Annotated in this window: 13 protein-coding genes; 6 read left to right on the forward strand and 7 right to left on the reverse strand. The window is 45.6% G+C overall.

Features of this window, described 5'->3' with window-relative positions:
* Positions 1-293 precede the first annotated feature (293 nt).
* Together EKM89_RS09860 and EKM89_RS09865 are read right to left on the reverse strand one after the other, a co-directional pair.
* Positions 294-1574 carry an MFS transporter gene (locus EKM89_RS09860; protein WP_125688128.1) on the reverse strand — a complete coding sequence of 427 codons (1281 nt, stop codon included), beginning with the start codon at positions 1572-1574 and terminating at the stop codon, positions 294-296.
* A gap of 23 nt (positions 1575-1597) precedes the next feature.
* A complete protein-coding gene (locus tag EKM89_RS09865) occupies positions 1598-3703 on the reverse strand; it encodes a beta-galactosidase (protein WP_125688130.1) in 2106 nt (701 codons plus the stop codon).
* Between the two features lie 301 nt (positions 3704-4004).
* On the opposite strand from EKM89_RS09865, the gene EKM89_RS09870 reads away from it, so the two are divergent.
* A complete protein-coding gene (locus EKM89_RS09870; RefSeq protein WP_164510564.1) occupies positions 4005-5069 on the forward strand; it encodes an AraC family transcriptional regulator in 1065 nt (354 codons plus the stop codon).
* A 351-nt stretch (positions 5070-5420) separates the two neighbouring features.
* Here the strand turns inward: EKM89_RS09870 and EKM89_RS09875 are convergent, their stop codons facing one another.
* From EKM89_RS09875 to EKM89_RS09895, 5 genes are all read right to left on the reverse strand, one after another.
* Entirely contained in the window at positions 5421-6488 is a 1068-nt protein-coding gene (locus EKM89_RS09875; RefSeq protein ID WP_125688134.1) for a YdcF family protein, read from the reverse strand.
* 625 nt (positions 6489-7113) lie between these two features.
* Positions 7114-7596 carry a hypothetical protein gene (locus EKM89_RS09880; protein WP_125688136.1) on the reverse strand — a complete coding sequence of 161 codons (483 nt, stop codon included), beginning with the start codon at positions 7594-7596 and terminating at the stop codon, positions 7114-7116.
* 17 nt (positions 7597-7613) lie between these two features.
* Positions 7614-8030 carry a hypothetical protein gene (locus EKM89_RS09885; protein ID WP_125688138.1) on the reverse strand — a complete coding sequence of 139 codons (417 nt, stop codon included), beginning with the start codon at positions 8028-8030 and terminating at the stop codon, positions 7614-7616.
* Positions 8031-8163: 133 nt separating this feature from the next.
* Positions 8164-9177 carry a lipoate--protein ligase gene (locus tag EKM89_RS09890; RefSeq protein ID WP_125688140.1) on the reverse strand — a complete coding sequence of 338 codons (1014 nt, stop codon included), beginning with the start codon at positions 9175-9177 and terminating at the stop codon, positions 8164-8166.
* 361 nt (positions 9178-9538) lie between these two features.
* Positions 9539-10006, reverse strand: coding sequence for an Rrf2 family transcriptional regulator (locus EKM89_RS09895; protein WP_125688142.1), 468 nt, complete (start codon positions 10004-10006; stop codon positions 9539-9541).
* A gap of 433 nt (positions 10007-10439) precedes the next feature.
* Here EKM89_RS09895 and EKM89_RS09900 point away from each other — a divergent pair, with 433 nt between their 5' ends.
* From EKM89_RS09900 to EKM89_RS09920, 5 genes are all read left to right on the forward strand, one after another.
* Complete coding sequence (locus EKM89_RS09900) at positions 10440-11456, forward strand: ABC transporter ATP-binding protein (RefSeq protein WP_191988762.1); 1017 nt, start codon at positions 10440-10442, stop codon at positions 11454-11456.
* Positions 11453-12427: an ATP-binding cassette domain-containing protein gene (locus EKM89_RS09905; protein ID WP_125688146.1), complete on the forward strand. Its 975-nt coding sequence runs from the start codon at positions 11453-11455 to the stop codon at positions 12425-12427. The genes EKM89_RS09900 and EKM89_RS09905 overlap by 4 nt, the downstream gene beginning before the upstream one ends.
* On the forward strand, positions 12427-13386 hold the full coding sequence (locus EKM89_RS09910) for an ABC transporter permease (protein WP_125688148.1): 960 nt from the start codon (positions 12427-12429) through the stop codon (positions 13384-13386). Before EKM89_RS09905 ends, EKM89_RS09910 begins: the two co-directional genes overlap by 1 nt.
* Before the next feature lie 14 nt (positions 13387-13400).
* Positions 13401-14351 carry an ABC transporter permease gene (locus EKM89_RS09915; protein ID WP_125688150.1) on the forward strand — a complete coding sequence of 317 codons (951 nt, stop codon included), beginning with the start codon at positions 13401-13403 and terminating at the stop codon, positions 14349-14351.
* Positions 14352-14493: 142 nt separating this feature from the next.
* A complete protein-coding gene (locus EKM89_RS09920; protein ID WP_125688152.1) occupies positions 14494-16302 on the forward strand; it encodes an oligopeptide ABC transporter substrate-binding protein in 1809 nt (602 codons plus the stop codon).
* The last annotated feature ends 466 nt before the right edge of the window (positions 16303-16768 follow it).

Here is a 16768-nt window from a genome sequence, read left to right on the forward strand (position 1 = left end):
TTAACCCCAGTCGAGTATTGTCAGAAGATGCTAGTTGCCTAGGTTAGAAAAGTGTCTAACATTTTGCTTGCACTTCATCTTTTCCGGCTTACATCGTGGGACGACCTGGAAGACGCCTGATTTTGGCGGCTTTCAGGCGAGCTGGAAGCCCGTCCTTTGGCTGGAGGCGTTCCCCACAGCAAGCGGAATCCCTGGCGGCCGGAGTGCGGCTGTTTTCACTAATTTAGCCGTGATAATTCCTACTGTCACAAGAGTAACGCAAACATTTTGGCTTTCAGTTTAATTCCTTAAAACTACTTAACATCCTTAATGAAGATAATCAAGATAGACCCAATGATCGCCATCGCACAGGCCAGAGGGAAGATACCGTGATAACCCACCATACCAATGATTGCAGCCGAGAAGATTGGACCAAAGACCTGGCCACCATTATTAGCCATATTCAGCAAACCTAGGTCTTTAGCAGCCGTTTTAGCATCGGGCAAAACTTCAATGTTTAAGGCTTGATCAACGGAATTATACATCCCCATACCAATCCCAACAACTGCCGCATAAACTAACATAATCCACGGTTTTGTTGAAAACATTGGAACCAACGAGCCAATCGCGACCAACCCACCAGCAAGAATAACCGGCATTTTCCGGCGACCAATCTTATCGGAAATTGGTCCGGCAAAGATGCACAGGATAATCGCCGTGGTCATCAGAATCATTGAGATCATCGTCACGTAACTTTGTAGCGTTCCCCCATGTAATTTAATATAATCGGTCAAAATATAGAGCTGATAACCAGAGATAGCAAATGACGCAGTCTGGATACACAATTTTCCGAAAAGCGCCAAGTAGAAATCATGTGCCCCCTTCGTTGGGAACGCAAAGTTTTGCGAGAAATTCTTCATGGTAATCTGATCAACTGGCATGTCCTTAGTTGATTTTTCATGCAAAATCAAGCCAGCAATAGGACCTGACAGTAGGGTCAAGCCGGCCATAACCATAAATCCAGTATACGGCACTGGTAAGAACAAAGAAGCGAAGGCTTGCCCACCATACTGTCCAGCTGCTGAGCCTAAAGCGTAGACACTGGAAATGGTTCCCCGGTACTTTGGAGAAGTCCGGTCGGCAATGACGGCAATCAGTGGTGCCACGATCATGTTTAAGAAAATCATGTAGACACTGTCTGATAAAACGACTTGCCAGATTGCCGTACATTTGCCCCAGAACAGGATGACGACGGCCGTCCCGACAGACCCCCAGACAATCCAAGGTGTCCGCCGCCCCCACTTAGAACGTGTCCGGTCAGACAGGGCCCCTTCAATGATGTTGGCAATCGTTGAGACGATCATTGCGACCGTTGACATTAACGCAATCGCTTGCGTTTTCGAACCAGGGTCAATTCGCGCAACCTGTTGGGGAACTAACACCCCAACTAAGGCTAAGTAAGGTCCTAACCAGAGGACGACCCCAATTGCAAGTGCAACGGCAGTGCGGACGGGAAACTTCTTTTGTTGCACGTCATTTGGCGTCTGCCAAGGAAGTAACGCTTTATTATTTATTGTTTTGGATGATGTTGTCATATTTTTTCCTCGTGTCTTTCAAGCTACTTATTTTCTTTTAAAACGACGACATCCCAAGGCCCAAGGTCGACCTTATGAATTGGTTCAGAAGCATTTAAAGGTGTGCACGCAACTGGCAAGTCAACACTGACTGGTTTCCAATTCCAGTTAAAGAGGAAGTGCAACCGTTCGCCATCGCCATTAACAGCTGAGGAATGTGTAACCGTCTCATGACCAGTGACCCATTTTTCCTTAGGCAATAAGTAATCATAGATTGAAGCAGCTAACTCTTGGTTTGGCACGGTACCCACCATCGTGACTTGACCCTTACCAGACTGATTCGTCGTGATCAAGGGGAATTGGTTAAAGTGTGGATCGTCACTAGTGGCTAACGTGTGTGCGCCCTGTTCTTCAAGACAATCGATCCATTCCGTAGCAGCCGAGCCTTCTCGCATTGGCATTGCAGCCGTGCCAATGACCGGAACCGTCCCTTGTAAGTTAGAAAACTCTTGGTAAGACGCACCCGCCTCAGCAACTAACTTGGCAGGCTTCGTCTCCATCCGGGCACGGGCTAAACTATCCGCATACGTTGACCGGGGGCCAAGGACTAAATGACCGCCAGCAGCAACGTATTGCTGTAGCCAGTCTAAAAGACCATTCGAGCTGATATAAACACCCACAGCCAATAAGATAGGCGTTTTAGCAGCAAATTTTGCCGGATCTTGTAAAACAGTCCCGTCCGCCAGATTAACTAGCTGTGAATCATGGACCAAGTTAACTTGCCGCCCGGAAATGAAAGCACCCTCGTAAAATGCGGAGAGCATGTGATCAAACGCTTCTGGATTTCGAACCTTATGCGGATCTGAAGTTGCATGCTCTGAAGTATAAGGTTCAAAAGACATACCCCACCGTGACTCAACGGAATACAGAATCGCAACGTCGGCATCTGGCTTTAAATCGGTAACCGTTGCGCCAGCCGTTTCGAGTTCTTTCCCCAACGCCGCCAGCTCATGGTAAACGCGGCCCGGCTTACGATCGTGTGGAATAACACTCCCCCAGTATGTTTCCGTCCCAAAGTGAAGCTGTTGCCATTGCCAGTATTCAATCATTTCAGCCCCACGAGCAATGAATTGCCAAGCAGACTGCCGCCACTGACCGTGGAATCCGGGATAGTTATCTCCAGCCCCACCGATTGGCCCACCATCAGTTTCGGCAACGTAGTAGGGCTGTTGCTTAACCGCATAGGAACGATCCGCTTGTAACGCAATTTGGCTAGGACCCGTTGTAAACCACGGTTTCCCAGGTACTTCTGGGTTAGGCAACCGCATCCCATTTTGCATGTGATAGTACAAATCAGTTGCGGCAACGTCTAATTGTTTCCCGGAGAGTTCTTCATCGAGTGCATCCCGGCCAAGTGCCAGATTAACTGTAATAAACTGATTGTTTGGCGCAATCGACTTAATCAATTGACGTTGCCAATGTAATAGATTATCCGTCAGTGAGGCTTGATACCGTCGCCATTCAATATCGTATTGAGGCTGCGCGTTGCCTTCTGGTTTCCACAAATCATCCCAAGTTGAAAGTTCATGCGACCAGTAGACTAATCCCCATTCCTGATTAAGTTTCTCGACAGTTTGGTATTTATGCCGCAGATAATCTTTAAAGCCTTCAAAAGCATCGTGCGAATAATTGATAAATAATCCCGGTTCATTATGTAGTTGCCAGCCAATTACTGCAGGATGGGTTGCATACCGTTCAACGATTTTTTTAATTACCCGCCGCGCGTAAAATTGAAATACAGGATGGCTGAGACTATGTTCTTCCCGTGAGCCGAAGTTATGGGCATTACCGGCTTCATCGTGGAGGGCAACCTCTGGGTACTTACGAACGAGCCATTGTGGAATCGCAAAGGTCGGCATGCCAATAATGACCGCAATACCGTTAGCCTGCGCTTTGTCCAATACCGGCTGTAACCAGTCTAAACTAAATTCGCCATCTTCCGGTTCCCAATGCGACCAGCTCCCCTCACCCACGCGAATAACATTCATATGCGCAGCGTGGAGCATCTTAAAATCTTCATCGAGCCTGGGCGTTGGTTGGTATTCATGGTAATAGGCAGCACCAAATAAGATATGTTTTTGATTAGACATAGATATCCTTCTTTCTAAATTCCTTTAAAAAAGTGATAGAATCGCCTGAATTAGCCAAAATAAATTGAAAAATGACTTAAATGCCGTTCGTGAAAGCGCTTTATTTGAACGATTAAAGCGTACCATAAGTCATTTTGTGAAAACATATGCGCAGCAGACCCATTATTATCTGAAAACGACTTTTATATCATAAAGGTGCTTTAAATTATCATTAAGTGCTTTTCCAATTCGTTCTCTACATGTAATTGGTATAATGATCATGGATCAAGAAATCGGTTTCATTTTAAGGAGGCGCTTAGCTATGCCGAAATTACTGGGTCATGCCCGTCGATTACCAATTATCAACTGGAACTACACTTTTTTTGGCGCCCATTTACAAAATGTCGGTTCGAACTGGGATTATCCGCAAGAAAGCCACGCTGCATTTGAAATGATCTACGTGGTAAACGGCGTGGAAGGCATCGATTGTGGCCCTTATTCCTATACGCTAGACAAAGGCGACTTTGCCATTATCTCTCCCGGAACCCTGCACCATGTCTGGGCCATCAACAATCTTACTTATTTCTGTTTTCATTTTGACCTAGACGAGCCAACGTTCGAAGAGCACTTAATTGCTAATTCTAAAATTGTCTATCATCGTGACGAACCACTCACAAAAGGCATTACAGCTAACATGGACAATATGATCAACCTCCTCCCACCAGTTTCCGCTACAACGTCTAGCCATGCTGGCCAGGACGAAGAATTGCGTGAGGGGTGGCACCTAGGGGTGAGGCCCGATGAACACTATGATTTTGCTGATAAAATGAAGTTGCAGTTGTTGCTATCTAATGTCATCTTAGGCCTCTATCAAGGGATTAAGGACACCTCGCACGTCACCAATCTCTCCACAATGCAATATGCAAAGATGATTCGTGTCTATATCAAAAAGACCATGCAACGACAAGTTGACCAAGTCATCGCGAATCCTGAGAATATCGAGGCGAACCTAGATAACGGTAATATTATCGCCGATATTTGTAGCCAACTTAATTTGAGCATCGGTTATGCTTCTCGGCTATTCAAAACCTACTATGGTTCCTCTCCTAAATCCTACCTTTCAGATATTAAGAAAGAAATTGCGCAACAGCTCTTACTGAAACCCCAATTTAACATTAATCAAATTGGCACGATTCTTGGCTATAAGAATCCAGCCAACTTTAGCCGTCAATTCAAGACATGGACCGGCCTATCGCCAAAACAGTTTCGAACACATAAGGTTAGTCATTTCGTTGATCAACGCTTATTCAGTGAAAACTTTAATACCTTCCCTAAGGAAAATATGAACGATGAGGCATTTAAAGAAAATTTCTGGAATTCTATATGATCTCATTTGCTGACATCTAACGAGGTTGAAAGTCCTAAAACACCTAGTCCGACCGCTGTAACACCAATACTGCGGCTAAAGCTAGGCAACACAGGCCAATCATCGCCTTACCAGCCGGCTTTCAGGCGAGCCGGAAGCCCGTCCTTTGGCTGGAGGCGTTCCCCATAGCCAGCGGAATCCCTGGCAGCCGGAGTGCGACCATTTCAACAAGTTTAGCGGTGACGATTCTTACTGTCACGAGAGCAACACGAATATTTTAACTTTCAACCTTCAGCTGACATGCAAAAAGCACTATCCGTTGGTCTCCCATAACGGGAAACTAACAGATAGTGCTTTTTAAATTACGGATCTCTAATGATACTCCGCCCAGGTCAGAACCAACGTCAACACCAGCATCAATGCAATAGCCACCGCATGCCAGCGCTTGTTCCCGACGAAAATGGCGATGTATTCCCGCAAAATAGCGTTGGGGAGGAAAAACTTCGCTGTATGGGCACCGATACCGTTCGCTTTTAATCCCGCTTTTCTGGCAATCATGCCCGCCCGAAAAGTGTGATAGCCGTTGGTAACGAAGGTGACGCGCGGCTTAACGGCGCCACGGCCATCGATAATCTGCTTGGAAAAAATCATATTTTCATACGTTGTCTTCGAACGGTCCTCAGCAATCGCATCGGTAACCGGTAGCCCACGCGCCAACGCATATTGACGCATGGCAACCCCTTCCGGAACCGTTTCGTCGCCACCCTGCCCACCGGAAAAAATGATGATCGGGGCGTGACCAGTCTTCTTCACTTGCTTGTGGTAAAACCGAAGTGCCCGGTCGATTCGCTGTCCCAGCAGTGGGGAGACCTCGTTACCATTTAACAGGCCCGCACCCAGGACAATCAAATAATCCTGCTTGTATCGCGGATGATTAAATTGATAAATAAATAGCATCGTCAAGTAGTTGTAGAACCAGAAGAGCACGTAAAAAATGACCATCGCCGGAAATAAATTTAAGACAGTCGCCACCGGCACGGGCAAGTACAAGGTCGATAACCGCGTCACAAACGGCGCAATTAAAATCGCAATCCCTAAAAATAGCGTCAACATGTTTGCCAGCGTATGGCTCTCTCGCTTCCAGACAATCCACGCGTTCCACAGTAGTAAGAAGGCTTGCAGGGCAAACACGATCCCAATCAGCATCAACAAAATCACGAATAACACAATGCTGATAACAATCAGCCATTTATTGTTAGTTCCCAAAATCGTCATGGCCAGCAACGTTAAAAACGAATAGAAAAATAACGAGAACCAAATACCGTTGCCTAAACGACGCTTCTCGATGCCGTAACTAATGCCAAACACCACACCAAAAAATATCGGAATCAGCCAGCCCAGGTAGTAGACCGCTGGAATATTAAAAATTTCATTTTGCATTACACTTTAAACTCCCCTAAAACAATTTATTGCTGTCTCATGGTGTTCAAACAACCATAATGGTCAACGTAAACACCAGTGAGATTAGCGGCCACGCAACGATTAGTCCCAGTACGCAAATCCATACTAGCCAAATCAATACATTGAAAGCTAAATCAGAGACGCCTCTAGTTTGTCCGCCGACGCCACAAATACTGACTCGTCGGGCGACCTGAATGCCAACATCACCCTCGTCAAATTGCGACGGCCACATCCGCAAATGCAACGACTCATCCCTTATTCGTCCACAAATAGTCTAAAAATCTCTTGATAATTCTAGAATAGCACAGGTAATGTCGCAAGCGATTGTTGAAGCCCCAAAAGTTGTGCTGATTAACGCAAAAAAAACGCCCAATCAGCCTAAGCTAATCGGACGTTTTTACCACAGCATTCGTTTTACCGAATGGACTTATCTCGGAATCCACATTCCCTCAAAGTCAGACACGTCACAATACGGTGACATATGTGCCCTGCTGACAAATTCACCTAGCCGCTTGCGCGGACAATTCTTGCAAGCAAGAGTTGCGTGATTTCTCGACTCATCGCATAGAAACAATACTACCACACGTTGGCCGTTGACACAAGGCTATTTCTTCTTAACATCAGTTTCTTCTTTATTCGTTGCCACGGCCTGTAGCTTTTCAATCTGCAGATTTAACCAATCGTGCAGACTACCATCGGCCACTGCCGCCTGATCCACATAAGTCGTTGCGGGCGCTAAAGCATCAATACGTAAGCCAGAAACATTGATGTCTGGCGTTTCAATAACCGCGTAGACGTTCAAATCGGCCGTGTCATCGGTGTCCATAATCTTCCCGATTGTCTTCGTATCTTGTAACGGTAGGTTGATCACGCTCAGTTCCAGCCGCACGGAAATGTCGGTATCAGTGACCTTCAATTCAGCTTGAGCTAACTGGTCGGCACCGATTTGTTCGCGAATAAATGCTGCCAGTGGCGCCATGAGCCCATCTGGATCGGCAAAAAAAGCTTTTTCGGTGGTGTCCGCTGTGAAATGTTGAATTTCATCGGCTGCGACTGCGTCAATAAACGTTTGAATTTCTCGTTTCATTCGTTACACCTCATTTTCTAGTGATTAAATCGTTTCCGGTCTGCCCGGTCCTGTTGTTTCTTTCGCAAGCGTAATGCCAGGACCAACCAGTAGGCGTTGCCCCACATCAGAGCGAGGCTGAAAGCTGACATCAATAGTTTGATCATGATGCTGGCGCCACTGTCGCTCCACATGTTGAACAGCACGCTAATCGGCGACAACGTGTACAGGGCAATGACCAATCCCATGAAATAAAATGATGGCTTCCAGTTCAGTGCTGCCATCACGATTGGAATCATGTATAAGATGACCGCAATCAGTGTGGTATGCCAAAATTCCGTCATCGTCATCTGGACGTTCGCACTGTGAACAAAGGATTGGGACATTAAAAAATTAATGGCAATAAAGCCGAACATGGACACGATGGCCCAGGCAATCACGTTACGATCTCTCATTTTAAAATAAACTCCTTAATAATTTCCTAAAATAAAAAACGCGGTCACACTGACCACGTTTTAGTCAAGTTCCTCTTCTATTTTAACTTATTCCAGGCCGAAAATCAGCTAATCACCGAAAACTAACGGGAAACTAATCAACTAAGAGGTCCAAAACGTCCTGCGTATCGATACCGTTGAAGTACAACTGTGTGTTGACACTGTTCAAAACTGCCCCAACGTGTTCACGGTCATAACGGACACCGGCCAATTTATCAGCCAGCTCAGTTGCGTCAGATGGACCGAAGAAGTCACCATAGAACTTGATGTTCTTGATCTTCCCATTTTCAACCAGCAGCCGTGCATCGATGGTTCCGGCCGTAAAGTGTTGCCGCTTCTTCACCGTAAATTCTGGTGAGTTGCCGTAAACCCAATCCCAGTTGCTGTAGTAATCATTGTAAATTTTATCGATGGCCGATTTTTCGCTATCTTCGATGGTAACTTCCTTGTCCTTGATGGCATCCAAACTATCCACGTGGAATAGTTCTTTCAACAAGGTGTCGCGGAATTCTGGCACGGTCAAGTTTTGATACTCAGGTGCCAAGAACGGCTTCAGGTTCGTTACCCGTGAACGAACGGACTTGATACCCTTGGACTTCATCTTGTCTTCGGGAACGTTCAAGGCGTGAGCGATCACATCTTGATCCACATCCAGCATCAAAGTTCCGTGAGAGAAAGTCTTCCCACTGTGAGAGTACATCGCGTTACCAGAGAACTTCTTGCCGTCGACTAAAATGTCGTTCCGGCCAGAAACCTCGGTCGTCGTTGCCCCCATCGCATGTAAGGCGTCCACGATTGGTTGGACAAAGGACTTGAAATCTCCGAATTCTTCACTATCGCTATCAACCACGAAGCTAAAGCAAAGGTTCCCGAGATCTTGGTAGACAGCACCACCACCCGATAACCGACGGGTGACCGTGATGTTGTTTTCTTCAACGTACTTTTGGTTGATCTCTTCCAATGTGTTTTGGTTCCGACCAACGATGATGCAAGGTCCCTCGTAATAGAACAGAACTAATGGTTCGTCGAACTTCTTGTTGTTCATCAAGTACTGTTCAGTTGCTAAGTTGTGCCGAATGTCGTGTGACTTCATAGCGTACCAATACATAACCCAAAAACCCCTTTCAAATTAACCAACCCGAGGCCTTATAGAACTGTCGGTTTCCCGGTTACTTTAAATCATAGCACGCTTTGTTAGCGATTACAATTTAGCATTGTGCGAACTTTCATTTCGCAATTTATTTCGTAATAAGATAGGTTGGAAGCGATTGCAAAAGTTAAAAGTCGCTTTCATTCGTTTGGTCATTTGCCCAAAATCGGCATAAAAAAAGGAAGCGAGGTTTTGTCTCGCTTCCTTCCCCGTCTGGGTTCACCCTAGGCGGTCATTTAAGCTTAATGGTGGCCGTAACCGCCATCCCTTTATCTAACTTCGTTATAGGCGCCTTACTAACAAAAAGGTAGCATTTAGCTCAGTCTTGGGGGTTAATAAGCTGCCGGAAATAACCGTGCTGATGCAGGTCGTGTTTTAGGTCCGTCATCGTAAATTGGTGGTAAAACTTACGGTAATCCTCATCAGCCAGGGTAAACAGGTCCGTTAGTGTCTGAGAAATATTAGCAGAAATGTCCGTATCATCGGTTGCCTTGGTTCCCTTAGAGTCACCTGTAATGAAACGTGCGTAGCTAATGGTTGGTGGAATCGTCAAGTCATAGAGTTCGCCAACATTGATATCAGCAAGATCTTTGATGAGCTGATAGCCACCATTTTTACCAACAGATCCTTCGATATATCCCTGTTTATGAAGTACCGAAAGAATGTTACGGATCATTACCGCATTCAGCTGAAGGGACGTTGCGAGTTCCCGACTTGCAATCTTACGCGGACGATTTTCGTCCAAGTACAGCAAGCTATGAACCGCAACGGAAAAGTCTAATCTCATCGTCCAACCATCGCTTTCAAGAATTCTGTAGTCATTATAGGTATCATACCACACTCAGTTAGTCAGATAGTAGCGGCCGGATGAAAAGCTAAGGACTTTCTCATATTGAAAGGCGCTGTATATTTTTTCATGGCTTGCATAGCTTTTGCCCCTAAATCATTAGTTAGACAACCCAGTTATCCAACTATGGACTTCCAAGTTAAATTTTTTATCATTTTTTGGAATGTCTGCGATGATTGATATAACAAAGTTTATGAGGACTTTATGAAGTTTCCATGACTGATTATGTTAAATTTGGGGTTGTAAATGAGAATTTGATTAACTATAATCAAACACAATTATTGTTTGAGTCCTTCGTGAATACTCAGAGATGTTTATTCATCGGGCTTCAAATCAAAATGAGAGATATATTAGAACATTGGGAGGGATTTCCGTGGAAACCGAATCAAACTTTCTAAACATTAAAGACGTCAGTACGGCTTTCAAAATTGACGGCCAATTCTATGACGCCATCTCCCACATTAACCTCCAAGTCCAACACGACGAGATTCTCGCCATCGTTGGTGAATCAGGTTGTGGTAAAAGTACATTAGCCACTACCATTATGGGTCTGCATGACCCGGCAGAGACTAAGATTTCCGGCGAAATTGATTTTGAAGGCACCGACCTCCTAAAACTTGACGACAATGGCTACAACCAATTTCGGGGAGCCAAGATTGGCATGATCTTCCAAGATCCTCTGTCCGCATTGAACCCATTAAAACGTATTGAAGATCAAATCAGTGAGGTCATGGATTACCATACATCGTTGACGAAGGCCGAGAAGCACACCCGCGTCTTGGAATTACTCGACGAAGTTGGTATTGTAAATCCCAAACGAACCGCACACCAATTCCCCCATGAACTTTCTGGCGGGATGCGCCAACGGGTCGTCATTGCCATTGCCATTGCTTGTAAGCCCGACCTCATCATTGCCGATGAACCGACCACGGCGCTGGACGTTACCATCCAAGCACAAATTCTAGACGTGTTACGGGCCATTCAAAATGAGAACCACGCCGGCATCATCCTAATCACCCATGATTTAGGGGTCGTTGCCGAAACGGCTGACCGAGTTGCTGTTATGTATGCTGGTCAAATCGTTGAACAAGGCTCTGCTGAACAAATCTTCAACTCACCAGAACATCCTTACACGCGTTCCTTGCTTCGTTCCATGCCGCAACGTGACAATGAAGCTGATGACCTATACGTTATCAAGGGAAACGTTCCTTCATTACAAAAGATGCCAGCTACTGGCGATCGCTTTGCGCCTCGGATTCCTTGGGTACCAGAGAGTGCTCACGAAGCAGAGCCCGTCATGCATGAGATTGCACCAGGTCATGAAGTCCGTTGCACCTGCTACAAGACATTCCAATTTCCAGATGAGAAGAAGGGGGACGTGACCGTATGAGCTTAATCGAAATCAAAGATTTAAAAGTCCACTACCCCATTCGCTCCGGCTTTTGGAACCGTGTGACCGACTCCGTCAAGGCCGTCGATGGCATCACCTTCAACATTGAGGCCGGCGAAACTTATGGTCTCGTTGGTGAATCTGGTTCAGGTAAGTCAACGACCGGAAAATCCGTCGTTGGTCTCGAAAAAGTTACCAGCGGTTCTATCCTATATAACGGTAAGGACATCACCAAAAAAGAGAATCGACGTAAGTTAGATTACAACCGCGACGTTCAAATGATCTTCCAAGATTCCCTTTCCAGTCTTAATCCCCGGAAACGAATCGAAGACATCATTGCCGAACCTCTCCGGAATTTTGAGCACCTGAGTAAGGACGATGAAAAGTTACGGGTCCTGCAACTATTAAATATTGTTGGGCTGGACGCCGATGCGCTTTACAAGTATCCCCATCAATTCTCTGGTGGTCAACGTCAACGGATTGGGGTCGCGCGTGCAGTTGCGACGAACCCAAAGCTCATCATTGCTGATGAACCCGTTTCCGCGTTGGACCTTTCCGTTCAAGCTCAGGTATTGAACTTCATGAAGAAAATTCAGCGTGAATTTGGTATTTCTTACCTGTTTATCTCCCATGACTTAGGCGTCGTACGGCATATGTGTAACAACATTGCCATCATGAACCGGGGTCGCTTGGTTGAAATTGGCACGCGAGAAGACATCTACAACCACCCGTTACATATCTATACCAAGCGGTTATTAGCTGCCATCCCAGAAACCAACGTGAATCAACGGGCTGCTCACCGTGCCTCTCGTCTCGCCGTTGAAAAAATTTACGAGGACCAACAGAGTAAATACTACGACGAAGATGGCATGGCTTATCCCTTAGTTCAGGTCAGCCCTACCCATTCGGTAGCCTTACCTGAAGCCATCGCCAAACAACTTGCCAGCCAAGAAGGAGAGGTGCAGGCCTAATGTGGAAAACGATTTTACGACGTGTCATGATTATGGTTCCCGAAGTCATTATCCTCAGTATTCTGGTCTTCCTCTTGGCGAAGGCCATGCCTGGGGACCCATTTACTGGATCAATCAATCCTAAAGCCGATCCTGCTCAAATCAAACATTTGATGGCAATCAACGGTTTGAATGACCCCTGGTACCAGCAGTACTGGAATTGGGTCGTGCACTTGTTCCACGGCAACTTAGGAAATAGTTACCAATACCAGGAGCCCGTTACCCGATTGATTGCAGGTCGGGCCGGCAATACACTTTGGTTGGCCTTCTTCAGTATGATTCTCACCTACGCCTTAGCTTTACCAATGGGCGTCTTCGCAGGACGTCACGAAGGCAAGCTGCCAGACGTGGTTATCCGCTTCTATACCTATGTTACTTACTGTATTCCCTTCTTTGTTATCTTGGTCTTAGGGATTTGGATTTTCGGTTATGTTCTCGGTTGGTTCCCAACTACCGGATCTGTTTCATCGGATGCCCAAGGGTGGGTTCAAACCGTCGGGTCACATTTCTATCACATTCTCTTACCCGGTATTTTGGGGGCATTGTTTAGTACCGTCAATATTGTTCAGTACCTGCGTTCTGAGGTTATTGATGCTAAGCATTCCGATTACGTTCGAACTGCTCGTTCCAAGGGGGTTCCTAGCAAAGATATTTATCGTCATCATATCTTCCGAAACTCTTTACTGCCAATCGCAGCGTTCGCAGGTTACTCCATCACTGGATTACTGAACGGCTCCATCTTTACCGAAACCGTCTTCTCCTACCCCGGTATGGGATTACTGTTCGTGAACTCGATTAGTTATCGGGATTACACGGTTATCACTGCCCTCGTCTTGATTTTCGGATTATTGAACTTACTTGGAACTTTACTTTCCGACATTATCCTAAGCATTGTCGACCCACGAATTCGGATTGAATAAGGAGGCTAAACAGAATGGCAGAAAATTTCGAACAACACTCAGACATTTCCGCAGCTGATTTAGCCCGCCTAAATCAGGAAGCACAAGCAGAAGCTACACCATCAACTGCTAAAATCATCTGGAACGAATTTAAGGCTGATAAACCGGCCATGGCCGCACTCATTATCGTTGTGGGCTTTATCGTCTTCGTGATGATCGGTGCCCTCTTCATCAATACACCAAAGATGATGGAAACCAACATCATGGACTACTTCGATAAACCCTTTACCGCTGGTTTTTGGTTAGGTGCTGATTCAGGTGGTCGTTCCGTTGCTAAACAATTGATTGTTGGGTCTCGTAACTCTATTGGGATTGCAATTGGTTTGACTGTTATTTCATCAACTTTTGGTATTGCTTGGGGATTAATTTCCGGCTACTTCAGCGGTTACATTGACTGGGGCATGCAACGGGTTTATGACTTCATGATGATGCTACCAATGACCATGATGATCATTGTGTTAGTTACTATTATCCCCCACTACAACTCAGTTTCCTTAACGTTCATCTTCTCCATCTTCTACTGGGAAGGAACGTCACGATTGATTCGTTCACGGACCTTGGCTGAAACACAGAAAGATTACGTGGCCGCTTCCAAGACTTCCGGAACCAACCATTGGAAAATCATCTTCAAAGAAATCATGCCAAATATTTCTTCCTTGATTATCGTCGACTGTACATTATCCTTCGCCGAAAACATCGGGGTTGAAACAGGGCTTTCCTACCTGGGCTTTGGGTTACCTAACCAAACACCTTCTTTAGGGACCATGATTGCAAACGCCAATGACCCCAGCAACATCACATTATACTGGTGGACTTGGTTACCCGCAGCCCTAGAAATTGTTGTTCTATGTCTATCAATTAGTTATATCGGCCAAGTTCTTCGTCGCGCTGCAGATGCTTCGCAACGGCAAGGCGCCGCCGACTAACTGGAGAAATCACTTCATTTAAGGAGATGGTGCCTACCCAGCCACCAACCGTATCCATGGCAGTTTCGTTTTCGCCGACCGATCCTGAGGAGAATTGGCCAGCACCTATATTAGAGGATCTTACACAAGGGGGAAACATAGCATGAACAAAAAGAAACTTGTGTTATCAGCGATGGCAGTTCTCGCAACTGTTAGTCTCGCTGCATGTTCAAGCAAAAGCTCATCTAAGTCAAGTAGCAGTTCAAATAACGGAGCTTCATTGAAGTTAAGTTCTGCTTACAAAAACACAAAAGCTACTGACAAGACAGCTGACAACAACAGTACATTGAAAGTCGCAGAAGCCAACGATTCACCATTCCAAGGAATTTCTGACACCGTTTTAGCCACTAACGCCGAAGACAGTGATGTCTTCTCTCCTGGTGGTGGCGATTCTCTGTTCAACGTCGACAAGAACTATAAGATTATCGATGGTGGACTTGCTAACCAACGGATCAACCGTAAAGCTAAGACCGTAACCATCAAATTACGTTCTAATGCTAAGTGGTCCAACGGAATGGACGTTACCGCTAAGGATATCGAGTATGCTTACGAAGTCGTTGCTAACAAGAACACGACTTCACAACAATACTCCTCCGACTTTAACGCTATCAAAGGGATGGCAGCCTACCATGCTGGTACCGCTAAGACCATCTCCGGAATTACCTATCCCGATGGTCAAAAGGGTAACACCGCTGTTATTCACTTAACCAAAATCACACCAAGTATGAAGTTCGCTGGAAATTCCTTCATCTGGAGTACCGTTGAACCTTATGAATACATCAAGAACGTCCCAATTGCCAAGTTAGCTTCCTCTACGCAAGTTCGGAAAGACCCTATCTTCACGGGTCCTTACAAGCTGGATAAAGTTGTCGAAGGTGAATCCACGACTTGGTCAACAAACAAGTACTACTATGGCAAGACACCACAAATCAAGCACATCAATATCAACGTTGTTTCAACTAACAACATTGTTAAGGCTATCCAATCCAAGAAGTACGACTTCACAATTTCTAGCTTAGGTGGAACTTCCTACAAGCAATTGAAGAACGTCAAGGGTTACGCCAAGGCTGGTCAACCAGCACTTGCTTACAGTTACTTTGGCTTCAACGTTGGTCACTTCGACACCAAGACCAACAAGAACGTCATGGACAAGAATAGCAAGATGGCGAACAAGAATCTGCGTCAAGCTATGATGTACGCTCTGAACGTCGATCAAGTTTACAAGAAGTTTGGGAACGGAATCACTTGGCGTGCGAACACCTTGGTACCACCTGTATTCCAGAAATACTGGGATTCAAGTGCTAAGGGCTTCCCATTGAACGTCAAGAAGGCTGAAAAATTGCTTGACGAAGCTGGCTACAAGAAGCGTAATGGTAGTAAGTGGCGTTCAGATCCTAATGGTAAGAAGTTAGTTATTCACTTCGGTGCCATGACTGGAAACTCGACTTCCGCCGCTGAATACCAAGACTACCTGCAACAATGGCACAAGGTTGGTTTGGACGTTCAATTCACTGGTGGCAAGACCATGGAAATGAACAGCTTCTACTCAACCCTCCAAGCACCAAAGCAAAGTAAGATTGACATCTACGCCGCCGCATGGAGTACTTCATCAGAACCAACTCCTACGCAGTTGTACGGTGTAACAGCGCCTTACAACATGGGTCACTTTGTTTCCAAGAAGAATACCCAATTGATGGCTGAAATGAACAACAGCAAGTCCTTCAATGATAAATACCGGACCAAGATCTTCAAGGAATGGCAAGAATACATGAACGACCAAGCTGCTGTCGCACCATTAAGCTTTAGCTACAACTGGTACCCAGTTAACCATCGTGTTAAGGGCTACGATGTCAGTCCTGCTAACACCGAATTCTGGAGCAGTTTGTCCCTCACTTCAAGCAAGTTACAGTAACCTCAGGTTTATTTGATTCACGAGACCATCGAATCTATCCGGTTCGATGGTTTTTGTTGTCCGCGCGTTCCCCTTCCCTAATCGAGCCAATTTTAAATTTCGTTGCTCTGTATGGACCAACTATACAGGAGTCCGCGCTGATTACTAGCCCGCAACTCGCAGCCACACGTCCAACTATTATCTAGCTTATAACCGAAACCGTTTCACCCGGTTCTTTGATCTGCTTTGGCTACCCCAATCTCTGTCTAAAAATTTATTTTTTTATCATCTGTCTATCCAAATAAGCAATTTGATTGCGACCCAATACAATTCCTGTGATAATGGGGATAGGCACAAAGACAATTTCAGACCACTTTGTTCACCATTTATTTAATTCGTGGGATTTTTTATTTTTCATGAATTCCCGAAACTACGGCTTTTACATCTATTTTCAGTTCACTTGGCGACAATTAAGTGCTTACACACC

It is taken from the genome of Levilactobacillus fujinensis (genome assembly GCF_003946335.1).
GTDB classification, from domain to species: domain Bacteria; phylum Bacillota; class Bacilli; order Lactobacillales; family Lactobacillaceae; genus Levilactobacillus; species Levilactobacillus fujinensis.